The sequence below is a fragment of the Dictyobacter sp. Z7_2 genome, assembly GCF_057551105.1.
The window spans coordinates 101,143-117,123 of record NZ_BAAJPE010000002.1 but is presented as its reverse complement, the minus strand read 5'-3'; the positions used below and the strand labels follow the sequence as shown (position 1 = coordinate 117,123).

General features: G+C 45.1%; 8 protein-coding genes. 4 read left to right on the top strand and 4 right to left on the bottom strand.

Annotation, left to right across the window (positions count from 1 at the left end; translation table 11 throughout):
* Nucleotides 1-12 precede the first annotated feature (12 nt).
* Both galT and galK read left to right on the top strand, forming a co-directional pair.
* The gene (gene galT, locus AC27N8_RS14080) at nt 13-927 is read left to right on the top strand and encodes a galactose-1-phosphate uridylyltransferase (RefSeq protein ID WP_487068011.1); all 915 of its coding nucleotides are present in this window, start codon (nt 13-15) and stop codon (nt 925-927) included.
* A 6-nt stretch (nt 928-933) separates the two neighbouring features.
* Complete coding sequence (gene galK / locus AC27N8_RS14075) at nt 934-2,208, top strand: galactokinase (protein ID WP_487068010.1); 1,275 nt, start codon at nt 934-936, stop codon at nt 2,206-2,208.
* A gap of 22 nt (nt 2,209-2,230) precedes the next feature.
* Here the strand turns inward: galK and AC27N8_RS14070 are convergent, their stop codons facing one another.
* Together AC27N8_RS14070 and AC27N8_RS14065 are read right to left on the bottom strand one after the other, a co-directional pair.
* Nucleotides 2,231-3,688 (bottom strand): protein kinase domain-containing protein, encoded by a 1,458-nt coding sequence (locus AC27N8_RS14070; RefSeq protein ID WP_487068009.1) that lies wholly within the window; start codon nt 3,686-3,688, stop codon nt 2,231-2,233.
* Between the two features lie 258 nt (nt 3,689-3,946).
* The gene (locus tag AC27N8_RS14065; RefSeq protein ID WP_487068008.1) at nt 3,947-4,660 is read right to left on the bottom strand and encodes a DedA family protein; all 714 of its coding nucleotides are present in this window, start codon (nt 4,658-4,660) and stop codon (nt 3,947-3,949) included.
* A gap of 301 nt (nt 4,661-4,961) precedes the next feature.
* Here AC27N8_RS14065 and AC27N8_RS14060 point away from each other — a divergent pair, with 301 nt between their 5' ends.
* Entirely contained in the window at nt 4,962-6,380 is a 1,419-nt protein-coding gene (locus tag AC27N8_RS14060) for a hypothetical protein (RefSeq protein WP_487068007.1), read from the top strand.
* A 91-nt stretch (nt 6,381-6,471) separates the two neighbouring features.
* Here the strand turns inward: AC27N8_RS14060 and AC27N8_RS14055 are convergent, their stop codons facing one another.
* Both AC27N8_RS14055 and AC27N8_RS14050 read right to left on the bottom strand, forming a co-directional pair.
* The gene (locus AC27N8_RS14055; protein WP_487068006.1) at nt 6,472-7,614 is read right to left on the bottom strand and encodes a mannosyltransferase family protein; all 1,143 of its coding nucleotides are present in this window, start codon (nt 7,612-7,614) and stop codon (nt 6,472-6,474) included.
* A gap of 98 nt (nt 7,615-7,712) precedes the next feature.
* On the bottom strand, nt 7,713-8,864 hold the full coding sequence (locus AC27N8_RS14050) for a mannosyltransferase family protein (protein WP_487068005.1): 1,152 nt from the start codon (nt 8,862-8,864) through the stop codon (nt 7,713-7,715).
* A gap of 490 nt (nt 8,865-9,354) precedes the next feature.
* On the opposite strand from AC27N8_RS14050, the gene AC27N8_RS14045 reads away from it, so the two are divergent.
* Nucleotides 9,355-15,933, top strand: a complete 6,579-nt coding sequence (locus AC27N8_RS14045) for an SDR family NAD(P)-dependent oxidoreductase (protein ID WP_487068004.1) — start codon at nt 9,355-9,357, stop codon at nt 15,931-15,933.
* Nucleotides 15,934-15,981 lie beyond the last annotated feature (48 nt).

Below are 15,981 nucleotides of genomic sequence, written 5' to 3'. Positions count from 1 at the left end.
AGGAATGTATTTATGCAGGAATATTCAACGCCACTCGTATGGAATCCAATCCTCAGGCAATATCTTGTGAATGCCGCACATAGGATGAATCGTCGCGAAGGCACAAATGAGTGTCCGTTCTGCGCCGATATCACCAATGGACTTGTAGGCCCCGATACGCAAGTGTGGTTGCATCCAAATGATTTCCCTCCTCTAAAACCCCCCGTTGGTGAAGCGTACGTCGTGATCTATAATCGAGATCATAATCGCACATTTCCTCAGTTGTCAGTCGATGAAGTATTTGAAGTGACGAAACTATGGCGAGACCTGTATCAGGATGTAGCTTCGCGCTATCCGGCAGTGATGATATTTGAGAATAGTGGCGCTTCAATCGGACAGACGCAGTATCATCCGCATGGTCAGGCGTATGGCGTTTCGGTCATCCCTCCCACTCTGGAGCGAGAATTAGAAACGGTTGTGCTGGATGATGTGGCAGGCCGAGGTTGCCCCTTCTGTCGCGTGCGCGAAGAACTGGGCGATGGAAAGCAACAAGTGGCTGCCAATACAACATGGCAGGCTTTTTTGCCTCCGTATGTACGCTATCCTTATGAGACTCATCTGTATCCACGGCGGCATGTGGCAAATATCGGAGCCATGCAAGATGAAGAATTACGTGATTTGGCTGAGATGTTGTTAAAGGTTATTCGTGGCTTCAATGCTCTTAATGACGGTGCCATGGCCCCGATGCCTTACCTCTTGGGACTACATCAGCTTGCAGATGAGCGTTTTCACTTTCATGTGGAGATTTTGGCGATTGGTCGAGCACCTGGTAAGCTCAAATATGCAGCCTCTTCCGAGTCTTTATGGGGCCTGTGGACAAATGATTCATCTCCTGAGCTGAAAGCACAAGAATTACGCGAAGCAATTGAAAAAGGAAAGGGTGTGTAACCATCTATGGATACAACGAAGTTGTTGCCTCCCGTCCGTGAAGCCATTGAGCAGTTTTCGTCCGTGTTTCATGATGGAACGGCTTATATTGGCTCTTTAGGAGCTGCCTGGGCTCCCGGTCGGGTGAATCTGATTGGTGAGCATACCGATTATAATGGTGGGTTTGTGTTGCCGTTGGCTATGGATCGTGTTTCTGCTTTTGCTGGTCGTACACGCGCAGATCAAGAAGTACATCTCTGGTCAGCTCATTTTAAAGAGTATGCACAGTTTTCTCTCTCTGATCTGCCAGCCTCTTTTGAAGCACAACGTAAGGGTATCTCGGGATGGGCTCGTTATATTTTAGGGGTAGCAGCTGAGCTCACACGTGCTGGTATCGCTTTGAAGGGCTTTGATGCTGTGGTGAGCGGTGATGTTCCTTTGGGTGGAGGTATGAGCTCTTCAGCTTCTCTGGAGGTGGCTTCAGCTCATGCTTATGCTCTTTTCTCGCAGCATGCTTTTACGATTGGAGAAGATAATGCAACATTGACACATATTCAAGTTGCAGGCATATGTCAGAGAGCCGAGCAGATTGCTTCGGGGGTGATGTGCGGTATCCTGGATCAAGCGGCATCGTGTTTGGGACAACCACATAAAGCTATCCTGTTGGATTGCCGCTCTTTAGATTATCGCTATCTGCCTTTTGAAGATCCGGATGTGTCGGTTGTTGTGATCGATACAGGTGTACGCCATGAACTTGCGGATACGGCTTATAATGAGCGTCGTCAACAGTGTGAGGAGGCGACGAAACGCATTCGGGACTTGATCTTGCAAGATCAGCCTGATAATGTGCAAGCGAAAGATATTAAGGAGCTGCGAGATATTACTCCAGAAAATTTTGCACGCTACCGTCATCGTTTGCCCGAGCTCCTCCAAAAGCGTGCTGGATATGTCATTGCTGAAGATGAGCGCGTACTCCAGGTGGTGAGGCTATTGGAGGCCGGTGATATGGTAGCAGCAGCCAGTATTCTCTGGATTGGTCATGAGGGATTGAAAAATGAGTATGAGGTTAGCTGCGTTGAGCTAGATGCTCTAGTAGACATTGCTCATGATGTTCCCGGTGTACTCGGGGCTCGTATGATGGGCGGAGGGTTTGGTGGTTGTACAATTAATCTTGTACGCAATGATGCTGTTGATGCATTGCGGCAGGCTGTCGATCACTATTATCCTGAACGTACAGGACGACAAGCAAGCATAGATATTTGTCATGCTGCTGGTGGTCCTGGCTATACGTTGTTATCATAGAACATTCTGGAAAAGATAAGCATTAGAATGTCACGCGTGCTTGTTGCTCTACTTCCGCATGCGTTGCTGGTGTGTTGTAAAAGAGTAGCGTATATTTGCCGATGAGAATTTGATCGCCATCAGTAAGTTTATGTGCTGTTTCTGGCTCGAGCTTCTGTCCATTTACGTTGACTCCATCAGTACTTCTACTGTCATAAATGAAGTACTGATCGTTTTCTTTACGAATTAAGGCATGATGTCTTGATACGTCTTCATCTTTTTCCAGAAGTACATCGCTTGATCCGGCACGGCCGATGGATGTTTCATCTAGCGTAATCTGATATGTAATTGTTTCTGGATCGGCTTGAAGTGTAATAACAAGATGGGCATTATTATGTAACTCTAAAGGCTCGGAATCGTTCTTGGTGTCGCCAGTCGCTGAAATAGAGAGCGGTGTATCTATGACTAGTTGGGCCTCCGTTGCGGGGTGAGGTTCTGTGATGGGCTGAGAATCTATTACAGGTTGGGCTTCTGTCGTAGGCTGAGGTTCCATGATGGGTTGAGAATCTATTACATGCTGAAAATCTGTAACAGGTTGAGGCTCCGTGGTAGGTTGAGTGTTTTTGACAATGGCACGTTTAGGCGCGTTTGGATAAGGCTGTTTTTTGGGTGCTTTTGCTGCTGCATGAATAAATTCATGGATGGTGGTATAGCGATTTTTTGGTTGAGCACTGAGTGCTCGGCGAAGAACATTCTCCAGTTCTCTAGATATCTGTGAGTTGAGTGAAGCAATCGATTGGATCTTTTCTTGATTTTTTAGTCGTTCTATATCTTCGCGTGAACCAGAAAATGGAGGACGTCCGGTTAACAGAAAGTACAGTATGACTGCTAGTGCATATTGGTCACTGGCAGGGAGTGTTTGCCCTTTTAGTTGTTCAGGAGCGGCGGTAACAGGTAACTGTGAGTTTGAGTGCTGCGCCTGGCTTTGTACAAAAGTGGCCAGACCAATATCTGAAATCAGGAGCGGATGCACTTTTTGATTTTCTGTCGGGTTTTGTGCGATAAGAATGTTGGTAAATGTGAGCGATCCGTGCACATATGCCGATTTATGGATGTAGTTGAGTATTTTTGCTATTTGAATACCGTAAGCGATGGCTGTGTTTATTTCTAGTGGAAGATGCAGCGGTGAGTTCGCTTGATAGTTGAGAAGTGAGCCATATGGGGCAAATGTACGTACGACGAATAGTTGCTGATGCCACTCTCCATAGTTAAGAATAGGAGCTATCTGAGGGTGTTTGATATTACCGATGGCCTGAATTTCTCGGAAGAACTGTCGACGCATGGCATCCGGCAGAGGACCTCCTGTGTGCAGGAGCTTGAGTATGACTGTACGGTTTTGCCGGGTGTCTTCAGCTTCGTAACTTCTAGCAGCTGTACCATTTTCCAATGCACGAAGTATACGATAACGTTCGAATCTGTCCCCTTCTTTTAATATTTGCATACTCTACCCTCATTCTAACTTGAAAAAACATTCTTATTGCGTATCATTGTATCATATAGAACAGCTTCAAGATAGGCATGTAGAGAAATAGTTGTTCCCTTTTTCATATTCGAGGAAGAAAATAATACATCTATTAACATCAGTGTTCTGTCACATTGCAATTGCAATGTCTTATGCTATGTATAATCCCTTCATTATACATAGGAATAGTATTTATGAGTATGAAATAGATTATATAGTTCATTTAGGAGATACTTTTTAAGTATTTTTTGTTAAAGAATGACGCTTTCTTCTTTTATATACAATGAAAACAATTGTAGCCCCAGCGATGATGAATACTGCCAGGATGATAGTAGCGTTACCTGCTATGTGTTCTACTGCACCAAAGTTATCATGAAATAATTTTCCTGCATAATAGCCAATTAGGCCGTAAAGTATGGCCCATAGTATACCTCCAGCGGCGTTATAGAAGAGAAACTTCAGCCATTGCATATTATTAACGCCGGCGAGAAAAGCTGACCATGCTCGTAAGATTGCGACAAAACGCCCAAAAAAGACAGTTTTATCTCCATATTTGGCAAAAAAATGCTCTGCCTGCACAATACGTTCTGGCTTCAGGAAAATATAGTGTCCATATCGTTCCACGAGCGCTTTGCCACCAGTGCGACCAATGCCATAACCGATATTATCACCAATGATGGCCCCCACGGCTGCACAGGTGATAACAAGTGGAAGTGCAAGGTCATGGTAGACGGCTGCGTAAAATGCTGCGAGCAATAGCATTGTCTCTCCGGGAAATGGGATGCCTGAACTTTCAATCAAGACGAAAAAAATAATGGCAGGATAGCCAAATGTATGGAGTAGATTTTGCAATAGTTGTATGAGGTTGAAAGTATGTTGGGTAAGATTAGTCAGGTTTATACTGTGCTTGATTGATAAATAAGGTAGAAGCAATAAATCGTTTTTTGGCATAGCACTAATTTCCCTTTTTATTATGATATAGATTACTATAGTCGCAAAAAGATACTCTCTAAATTGAAACGTCTTGAACCGGATTAGAGTTGCAAGCGTCCATATTACGGTCCAAGAGTCAGGTGTGATTGACAGAGAAGAGCCTCTCTCTCTATACTGTGGACATGCGCAAAATCTGGAGGAGACAACATCCAGGAGATAGTGCGACGTGTTGGATAGCTGCATGGTAAATCTCTGCATAATGGTAGTGGAAATCTCCCGATGATGTCATTGAATGTAAAAATATAGAGTAGGTCTAAAGATGATCGCATCCAAATTAAGCACAAAACGTATTTCTCGCCTGGATATTGTCGTAATTCTTATTATGGCAGGGTTGCTCTATTTTGGAGCCTCCTGGCAAATATATTCAATCAATACTGATGCAGCGAAATATCAATGCTACACACGCGCTTTCTGGCATGGGATTTCTGCGCTCAATATTTTCCCGGCCGGACAGTGTCATTTCTTGACGCATCCGAGCAAGCAGCTCATTCCTATTTCGCATGATACTCTGGTTAAAGATATGGAAAAGGTAGGATTACCTTCTGCTCTGGTTCAGTTTGTGAATGAGCAATCTTCTAGCCAACCTTTTCATGCTCTTCCGTATGAGTATCCAGTGCTAACTCTGGTACCGTTTACACTCTCTCTCCTGGTGCCAATGAATCTTTTTCAGATTGCATTTGCCTTCTGGATGCTGGTTGTTACTGCTCTTATTTATCTGGCACTTTTGCGTTGGCGCTCACGGCAAGCCGCTCTTGTCTATGCCTTACTAATTGTGATTGGGGGCTGGGGAACTGTGGCGGGTCGGTTTGATATTATTCCCTCGGCTTTAACTCTCTTTGGCATTATGCTGGCGGCAAAGAAGCATTGGAATTGGGCTTTTCTTTTATTGGCTCTGGCAGTCCTCTATAAGTTTTATCCAGTGATGCTGTTAATACCTTTCTTAATTGCTCAGCAAAAAGATTCGAGTTTGCCATGGAATGCATGGAGGCGTTTGACTCCTCTGGGTGTATTTGTCCTGGCCTGTATAGTAGTCATGGGTGCTTCTCTGTTGCTAAGTGTAGAAGGCACGATTTCTCCATTTAGCTATTTTCTGACGCGTCCGATTCAGGTTGAGTCTTTACCCGCTTCGCTTCTCTGGTTGAAGAGTTTGATTTTATCTCAGCCGGCTTATTATGAATTTACGTATGGTTCGCTTAACATTAGAACTGCTGGGGCGTCGATTGTATCACCTCTGGCAACTCTCGCTGAATTTGTCGGTGTGCTTTATGTTTTCTGGTTGCAGTGGCGGGGCAAAATCGATCTGGCAACGACCAGTCTTTTGATACTGCTGGTGGTAATGGTTACTGGAAAGGTCTTTAGCCCACAATATTTGATCTGGGTTATTCCTCTAGTGGCTTATGTAGGAGAAGGCAAACGTTGGTGGATCGCTATCTGGTGTTCGATTGGACTCCTGACGAGTTTGATTTATCCGTATATCTATAGAATGACACACGATATTGAAAAGGTGCCGTATTTACTGCCTTTTTTTCCCGCAACGACTGTTCGTAACATCTTGCTGGCGATTTTTGTTGTGAGTCTACTTGTTACAGCAACGCGTAATCGTGTGCAACAGACAACGTCCCTCAATGAGAGTGAGGTTTCGGTTGATGATTCTCAAGTCGTGGCATCACCAAACTGAGCGTGTCTTCTGTGGATGAGAAAGGAGCCATCAAGTAAGATGGCTTCTTTTTTTATTGGTGTTTTTTGCATAAAGGAAAGAGCTTTTATTTTTAAACCATCCATCTCCCCATGATGAAAAGTAGGCTGAAGGTTGCAAGGATGATTGGGAAAGCCCATAGGAGGGTCTGATGAAGGCGTGGCCGATTGAGGCTTAACATTGCTAAGGTGATAAAGCCAGGGAACATCTCTAGCACAAAGCGACGGCTGGAAATGAATGCATCACGTTGTCCTACACTGGGTGAGATGAGAAAGCTAAGGAGCAGCAAACATATCCAGATAGTATATGTTGGACGCATCTTTTTACGACCGATGTAGGCGAAGATTATAAATGCTATGGTCATGGCTGTGTCAATAAGTATCTCCACCTGGTTGGCTGATCCAAAGGGTTGGTGAATGAGTAGTTCAAAGCCGGTTTGGATAAATCCTTGCCACGGCCAACTAAGTTGGCGTGACCAGTGCGCTTGTACTGTGGCAAAGGTTAAAAAATTTCCGGTGAGTTTCCAGCAATAAATGCTATAGATAATTGTTCCCAGGGGTATAAGTAGGATGGGAACAAACTGGATGAGTAATTTTCCCTTATTATTTAGAAAGCTATCTCGTGCCAGCCAGAGCTCGTAGAGGTAGGGGATCGCCAAAAGGATGCCTGCATTGCGTGTTAGCGCTGCCAGTAAGCCTAGAATGCCAGCCAGCCACCATTGATGACGTCGAAGTGACAGCAGCGTTCCAGTGCTTAGAAGTACGAAAAGTGATTCGTTATAGGGAGCGAAGAAAAAGAATGCGGTCGGGAAAATGCAGAGATAGAGGATTGTGCGGCGTGCTATCTGGTCGCCTCCGATCTCGGCGGCCAGTTGGTAGATGATGAAGAGAGATCCAAGCAAAGCTGTATTGCTGATGATCATACCTAGTGGGAGATAGCTCCAACTTCCTAAAATATGTCCGGGGATGGCGATGAGCAAAGAAAAAAGCGGGAAAAAAGCGAGATCATAGGGAGGTCTGTAACCTGTTTGGGCGATACGAAGATAGATCTGGGCATCCCACTGATCCCAGGTGGTGAGCAAGGTGTGAAATGTGACAGGTGTGCTGGAATATTTCTCTTGCGTTAAGAGCACATAACCTACATATGTCACAAGTATGAGGAGAAAACGGGTAGCCAGAAAGAGGAAAATAATGTCCTTTGTTGGGGCACGTTTCATAAATACTTTGCCTTTGCCAAATAATTAAGGTGGATGTCTATTATTCTAAAAGAGCACTGCTTCTAAGTCAAGCTGTCTCGATGGTGTGCGTTTGATGGCTAGACAACCCAACGATTCATCATAAATGCAATTCCCATCACTGCTTGTAAGGTTGGAAAAAGAAGTAACAGCGCATAATGAAATCTAATTGAGCGTTTGCTCACTATTGCGAGTGTGATAAAGGCTGGGAACATTTCCAGGACAAAGCGTTGGTTTGAGAGTAAAATGTCCGGTTTTTGTGCAGGATTGAGTAGGATGTAGAGTAAGAAGAGCGCCATCCATATGCTGTAGCTTTTAGGTAATTTGCGCCAGCCAATGATGACAAGAATGATAAAGCTGACGGTCGCGGTTAAGTCAAGTAGTAGATGTACTTGATTGGATGAGCCAAATGCTTGTGGATGATAGAAAAAAAGTGCCCAGAATGCCTGAAATAGACCCATCCAGGGCCATGTTGTATGACGTGACCAGTTGGCCTGGACATGTACAAACGCAAGAGGATCATTGAATGTCTGCCAGTTGTACCAGAGGTAGAGAAGTGTACCCAAAGGGATTAATAGTGTAGCTCCCAGGCTGATTAAGAGCGTTCTAAGGCGGGTGAGTATGTGGGCTCTCTGTTCCCACATCTCATAGAGGTATGGGACGATAAGCAGAATACCCACCGAGCGTGTCAGCGCGGCGAGCATGCCGAGTAAACCAGCTAACCACCATTTCTGACGGCGTAGCGCAAGGAAGCTCCCTGCTGCAAAGAGGAGGTAGAGCGATTCGTTATAAGGCGCAAAGAAAAAGAAGGCAGTCGGAAAGATGCAGATATATAACAATGTACGCTGTGAGAGCTCATCTCCTATCATATCAGCAGCCAGGCGATAAATGATAAGTAACGCCCCTAATAATGCTCCATTACTGATCATGGTGCCTACAAAGATATAGCTCCAACTTTCGCCACCCAAAAGTCGTGCCCCACCCGCGATCAGTAGAGGAAAGAGCGGAAAGAAAGCCAGATCATTTGCGTTTTGGTACCCATACTGTGCAATGTCAATATAATGGGCAGCATCCCAGCGATTCCAGGTACTGAATAGATCTGCTACGTTGACTGGCGTGTCTGAGTACTTAGCCGCTGTCAATAAGATGTAGGCGATGTATGTAACCATCACCAAAAGGAGGCGCGTGGTGAGAAAAAGCCAGAGAATGTCTCGCGTTGGATGACGTTGCATTTTCCCTCTATATACTCTCTGAGCATGGTGCTGGTAGTTATTGAGCGCTCAAGCGCTTCTCTCAATCGTGGGCTAGTATATCATACCGGAGCAAAAAGAGTCCAGAAAGAAAGAAAATCACACCATATTTCATATAGTTTATCGATTTACCGACCTTTTCTTTGTAAAACGAAGAAACTTAAAAGGACTCATAAGAATGATCAAGGTGCTTTTGGATAGGGTAGGTGGAACAAGTTTAACAAAAATAGATCTACTTATTAACAATATATTCACCAAATTGTTTTACTTATTTAATATCTTATCTCTACTCTGTGCCTACGTTCCTTGCATATATTGTAATAAAATGATTGTCTTTGGGTGTAGAAAATGTCATATATTAAGTGTATAATTGAGAATATTGTACAGGTTAAGGTATGTATAACGTAAAAATAAGTGCGGGTCCCGGATTATATACAGCGCCACATTACCTTAAAGAGAGGGGTTACAACCTATGTCAGCCAAAGAAGCGATTGCAATTGTTGGTATGGGATGTCGTTTTCCTGGAGCAAAAGGCCTGAGTGAATTTTGGCAATTGCTTAGGGATGGAATTGATGCAATCACTGAAATTCCATCTGATCGATTCGATATTGATGATATTTATGACCCCACGCCTGGATCAGCTGGAAAGCTTGTGACACGTTGGGGGGGCTTTTTAGAAGATATTGACCAGTTTGATCCCTATTTTTTTGGTATATCACCAAGAGAAGCTTCCCGTATGGATCCGCAGCAACGCCTTCTCTTAGAAGTGTCCTGGGAAGCATTGGAGGATGCAGGTATTCCCGCTGAAAAGCTTCATGGGTCAAATACAGGCGTTTTCATCGGTATGTCTACCAATGATTATGAGGATTTGGCCTTTAAAGATCGCGATAATGTTGACCTTTATATGATGACCGGGTGTTCGCGGGGCGTAGCCTCTGGGCGCTTATCGTATTTCCTAGACCTCCAGGGTCCCAGTATGACTGTCGATGCTGCTTGTGCCTCATCACTGGTGGCTGTTCATCTGGCTTGTCAGAGCCTATGGCGACAAGAATGTACAGTTGCTTTAGCTGGAGGCTCAAACGTTATTCTGGAACCTGAACAGGGGTTAGGCTTTTCTAAGATGGGACTGTTGTCTCCCGATGGTCGCTGTAAGACCTTTGATGCTCATGCCGATGGTTTTGTGCGCAGTGAAGGTGTAGGTGTAGTTGTATTAAAACCTCTTTCGCAAGCACTTGCAGATAGAGATCCTATCTATTGCCTTATACGTGGAAGTGCAGCAAATAATGATGGCCGTGCCAGTGGGCTTCTTGTAACACCAGGTAGGAAAACACAAGAGGATGTTTTACAAAAAGCAACTCTAGATGCAGGCGTTTCTCCAGAGATGATTCAATACGTTGAAGCACATGGGACAGGTACCTTAGTTGGCGATAATGTTGAAGTTTCTGCCATCGGAGCTGTCTATGGGCAGCATCGTTTACCAGATAATCCTTGCCTGATTGGCTCGGTTAAGACAAATATTGGCCACTCAGAAGGAGCAGCTGGTATTGCTGGATTGATAAAAGTAGCTCTCTCTCTCAAGAATGGTTTCATTCCGGCAAATTTGCATTTAAATGAGGTCCATCCAGATCTTCCTTTGGATGCATTAAATTTACGCATTCCACAGCAGTTGGAGAAATGGCCGAATATCGATCATGCTATACTGGCAGGTGTGAGTAGCTTTGGTATCTCTGCGACTAATTCGCATGTCATTCTTGAGCAAGCTCCTCTTATGGCTCCGAGAGCATTAAAACTATTCGATCAGGTTGAATATGCACACCTTTTGACCCTTTCAGCACAGAATTCAGCGGCATTGGTTGAGCTAGCACGAGCATATTCTAAACATGTGCTGTCTCTGGCCGATAAAGACGCAGTCTTTCTGGCGGATATTTGTTATACGGCTAGTAGTCGAAGAACTCATCATGAGGAACGTTTGGCCTTGATTGCTCATTCTAAAGATGAGTTACAGGAGCAGATTGAGGCTTTTTTACGTAATGAAGATCTACAAGGTATAAAGTCTGGTCGCGTTGCCCGAAAGGCTCCGAAAATAGTTTATGTATTTTCGGGACAGGGCTCACAGTGGCTGGGGATGGGGCGAGCCTTGCTAGCACAGGAGCCGGTCTTCTTTGCAAGAATACGTGAGTGCGATGAAATAATTCAACGGTACGTCGATTGGTCTTTGCTAAATGTGCTAAGCAGTAATGAAGATCTGTTCTCCGATCGTATCGATGTTCTTCAGCCTGTGCTGTTGTCGATTGAGTTAGCACTGGCGGCTTTATGGGCCTCCTGGGGGATCAAACCCGATGCTGTTGTGGGACATAGTATGGGGGAACTGGCTGCTGCGGCTGTGTCAGGTGCTCTTAGTCTGGACGATGCATTACGTGCTATCTGTTATCGCAGCCTTCTCTTAAGGAGGGTGAGTGGTAAGGGGAGTATGGTAGCTGTCGAGTTGCCTTTGGATGAGGCTCGGCAATTGCTTGTGGGTTATGAGGATCAAGTATCTATTGCAGCTTGTAACAGCCCGGATGTAACTGTGCTTTCAGGCGATACTGCCACTGTGGAAGTCCTGATAGAGCTGTTACAGAAACGCAATGTTTATTGTAGTTTGATCAAAGTTAATGTGGCGTCACATTGTGCGCAAGTAGATCCCTTGCTGACGGATTTACAGCGGGGGCTGGCTGATATACAGCCAAAAGTTACATCGTTACCTTTCTATTCTACCGTGATTGGCGCTCCTCTTGCTGGATCTGAGCTCACAGCAACTTATTGGGTACAAAACCTCAGGCAGCCTGTCCTCTTTTTTCCTACTATCGAACGATTGTTACAGGATGAGTATGACCTCTTTCTAGAAGTGACACCACATCCAATATTAATAGGTCCTTTGCGAGAAGCTTTGAGTGCGAGACAGCATCAAGGCATGTTTTTGCCTTCTTTGCGTCGCGATATGGATGAGCGTTCTGCTCTCCTGAATACTCTTTCCCATTTGTATATTCTCGGGGCTAAGATTGATTGGAATAGATTTTATTCTTCTACGGAAGAGTATATTTCATTGCCAGCGTATCCCTGGCAACATGAACGCTTCTGGTTGGATGAGCAGGATGCAGAGTATAGTCACTCTAAAAAGAGGGCTCTGGTCGTACAACGCCGGAAAAGTAGTAGCGATCATCCTATATTAGGGCCTGTTTTTGTATCGGCGGCTCGCCCTGGTGAGTTCGTTTGGGAATTTGATTTGGCTTGTCAGCTATTCCCCTATCTTGCTGACCATCGTATTCAGGGGCAAGTGATTGTTCCTGCTACTGCTTACCTGGAATTAGTCCTGGCTGCTGCAAAAGACGTGTTTGGAGTAGAGATCTCTGTTCTAGAGGAGATAGTTTTTAAGCAGGCTTTGTTCCTGACCGATGATACTGTGCAACATGTTCAACTTGTGATTGCTCCCGAGATGCCTGGAATAGCGTCATTCCATTTTTTTAGCCATCCATTAGATGTACCTCATGGTCATGCTCAGTGGGAAATGCATGCCCAGGGTACTATTCTCCTTCAACAAGGAATACAGGAAATGCCTCTATCTTCATCAGAATTGGTAAAAGATAGGCATGCGCAATATCCACAAGTTACTGATGGAGTGCAGCACTATCAAATTATGCGGGAGCATGCTATTGAGTATGGTCCAGACTTTCAAGGTGTTGATCAAGTCTGGAGTCGTGAGGGGGAAGCACTTTGCCATGTACACGTTGTTGATGGCATTAAGGCAGATATTGATCAATATGCATTCCATCCCGCTCTCTTAGATGCATGTCTACAGGCGCTGTTGATTGCTCTCCCCCAACGTGTGATGAATAGTGATATGTATCAAGGTCCTATCGTTCCTGTTCGCATTGAGCGTTTACGTTTGTATCAGCATGCCCATACGGAATTATGGAGCCATGCACAGATGCAATTGGAACCGAGTGAGAAGGCAAATCTCTTTAAACTCTCATGGGAGATTGGGGATCAGGCAGGCCAAACTGTGTTGGAGGCAAGTGGGGTCTGTGTTCAATACCTTGATATGGATGTCAGGGCACCGGCAGAGGAAGAAGATATCCATGATTGGCTGTATGAGATAAATTGGGAAGAAGATCGTGCTGCGTGGGATAAGCCAATAGCTGACCGTGATCATACTGGTGCGAATAAAAAGGGAATGTGGCTTGTTTTCGCCGATCATCGTGGTGTGAGTTATCAATTAATCAAGTCTCTCCAAGTGGCAGGCCACTCTGTTGTAACTATTTACGCAGGGGACCAGTATCAGGTGGTGACCGATACTGCGAATTATTTGATAAATCCAACGCGATTAGATGATTTTGTGCAGGTGTTTGAGGCGACTTGTAAAGATGATAACTTTCCTTGTGTAGGCATCCTGCACTTTTGGAGTCTTGATGCTCCATCTGTTGATGATACGTCTCTTCTAACGCTTGACGATGCTGAGTTACTGGGATGTGGTAGTACCCTCTTTATTATTCAGGCAATGCAGCATATCACGTGGTTACAGGTTCCTCGCCTCTGGCTGATTACAGGTGGCGCTCAAGAGGTTGGGTATGAAGCAGATACTGTATCTGTCGCACAGGCTCCTTTGTGGGGACTCGGTCGCGCGATTGTTTATGAACATCCAGAATTGCGGTGTGCTCGTGTCGATTTGAGTACTCATACAAAGTCGATTGAGGTCCAATCTTTGTTTGAGGCGGTTGTTAATAACGATCAAGAAGATCAAATTGCTTTTCGTGGAGCTCGACGTTATGTGGCACGATTGGTGAAAATGGCTCAGGAGGCTCTGTCTGAGCCGATCACACATTCAACGTTTAGTAGTCAGTCTCTCGATGAAAACCGTCCTTTCCGTATTGATATTCCTATTCCAGGAAGCCTTGATAACTTACAGCTTCATCCAATGCCACGCCAAAGGGTAGGTCCAGGTGAGGTGGAAATCCAGGTTGAGGCGGCCGGCCTAAATTTTAAGGATGTGTTGTATGCTCTTGGGATGCTAGGTTATGTGCATGGTGATGAAAATAATTTTGGACATGAATGTGCTGGCCGCATTGTCAATCTAGGCGTAGGAGTTGAGGGTTTTTCTATTGGCGATGAAGTGATCGCAACTACCCCTCCATCCAGCTTCAAGCGTTTCCTGATTAAAAAAGCTATTCAAGTTGTGCGTAAACCTACGTGCCTGAGTGTTGTTGAAGCAGCTACAACGCCAATAGTTTTTCTAACAGCCTACTATGCCCTTTATCATGTTGGGAGGCTTGCTGAGGGAGAGCGTGTTCTGATCCATGCCGCAAGTGGAGGCGTTGGGCTGGCTGCCATTCAAATTGCGCGACAGATTGGGGCTGAGATCTTTGCAACGGCTGGAACTCCCGAGAAGCGCGATTTCCTTCGCTCTTTGGGAATTCAGCATGTGATGGATTCTCGTACGACTACCTTTGCTGATGAGATTATGCGCATCACTGACGGTCAAGGCGTTGACGTTGTCTTAAATTCGTTGGCCGGAGAAGCTTTGACCAAAAGTTTTTTACTGCTTGCACATCATGGTCGTTTTCTTGAACTGGGTAAGAGGGATATCCATCTTAACAATCAGCTTCGTCTGGCACCGTTTGAGCAAAATATCACTTTTTCAGCTATTGATATCTCCCTTCTGCTACGTGAACGTCCCAAGCTCATGATGAAACTATTGCGAGAAATCATGGGACAATTCGAGGAAAGGAAATTTCATCCATTACCAGTAACGGCCTTTCAATTGGAGCAGACAATTGATGCGTTTCGTTTTCTTGCTCAGGCAAAACATATTGGGAAGGTTGCTCTTTCTTTTGAGGATCGGGGAAGCCAACAATTGATTGCGAGTATGCCAGATGATCTGTTTACTGATCAAAGCACGTATCTTATAACTGGTGGTCTGGGTGGCCTTGGCCTGACCATTGTGCAATGGATGGTGGCGCAGGGGGCACGACATTTTGTGCTGGTTGGGAGAAGTGGAGCTTCTGCGACTGCAATGGAGACTTTAGAGGCTCTGCATAATGAGAATGTGGATGTGATGATTGCTCAAGCGGATATTACACAGGAGGAGCAAGTAGCTGCAATTTTGACGCAGATTAAGGCCGAGATGCCTCCTTTACGGGGTGTTATCCATGCTGCGGCTGTGCTAAAGGATGGCATCTTGCTGCAAACAGATCGTGAGCGTTTAAGAGAGGTTATGGCTCCAAAGATCGCTGGTGCATGGAATTTGCATACTTTGACAAAGGATATTCCTCTTGATTTCTTCGTGTGTTTCTCTTCAACTGCTTCGCTGATTGGTTTGCCTGGACAAGGGAATTACTCGGCGGCTAACGCTTTTCTGGATGCTCTGGCTCATCAACGTAGGCAGGAAGGGTTACCAGCGCTGAGCATTAATTGGGGCGCCTGGGCAGATATTGGGCTGGCCGCCGCTCAATCTAATCGCGGCGAACGCCTTGCTCTGCGTGGCATTAAGAATTTGACACCACAACAAGGGCTAGCTATGTTTGAGCTGTTACTTCGTAGTACAAAAAATCAAGTAGGTGCGATGCCGTTCGATGTAGTTCAATGGCAGAAATTTTACCCATCGGTGCGTTTTTCGGCCATGTTTAATGCAATTTTGGTGCAAAGAATGGGAGATGTCGTACCAGCCAGCGAACCAGGTATGGACCTCAAAATAACTCCTGATGTTTTGCTGGCGTATGATTTGGCTAAACGGGAGCAGGTAGTGCAAAGGCTGTTGTGTGAGCGTATGGCTCATATTTTGAAGCTCCCTATCGCGAAGTTGGATCTCATGCGCCCAATCCATACATTGGGTATTGATTCGCTTATGGCGGTTGAATTGAAGAATCAGATCGAGACTGATTTGCAAGTAAATGTTCCAGTTGTATTCCTGCTACGAGGTACTAATACGGTTCAACTGTCTACGTTTTTGATTGATGAACTGGAAAGACGTGTTTTTCCTGCGAAGACGCTTTCTTATTCGGATACGAGTCGTTAGTTTACGATAAGGCATGTAATTTGGTAGAGGTGTTTAACTGAATGTAGG

Bases quoted from the DNA above. Each gene is read 5' to 3' on its own strand.
- galT (WP_487068011.1), top strand. From the start codon at position 13: ATGCAGGAATATTCAACGCCACTCGTATGGAATCCAATCCTCAGGCAA.
- galK (WP_487068010.1), top strand. From the start codon at position 934: ATGGATACAACGAAGTTGTTGCCTCCCGTCCGTGAAGCCATTGAGCAG.
- AC27N8_RS14070 (WP_487068009.1), bottom strand. From the start codon at position 3,688: ATGCAAATATTAAAAGAAGGGGACAGATTCGAACGTTATCGTATACTT.
- AC27N8_RS14065 (WP_487068008.1), bottom strand. From the start codon at position 4,660: ATGCCAAAAAACGATTTATTGCTTCTACCTTATTTATCAATCAAGCAC.
- AC27N8_RS14060 (WP_487068007.1), top strand. From the start codon at position 4,962: ATGATCGCATCCAAATTAAGCACAAAACGTATTTCTCGCCTGGATATT.
- AC27N8_RS14055 (WP_487068006.1), bottom strand. From the start codon at position 7,614: ATGAAACGTGCCCCAACAAAGGACATTATTTTCCTCTTTCTGGCTACC.
- AC27N8_RS14050 (WP_487068005.1), bottom strand. From the start codon at position 8,864: ATGCAACGTCATCCAACGCGAGACATTCTCTGGCTTTTTCTCACCACG.
- AC27N8_RS14045 (WP_487068004.1), top strand. From the start codon at position 9,355: ATGTCAGCCAAAGAAGCGATTGCAATTGTTGGTATGGGATGTCGTTTT.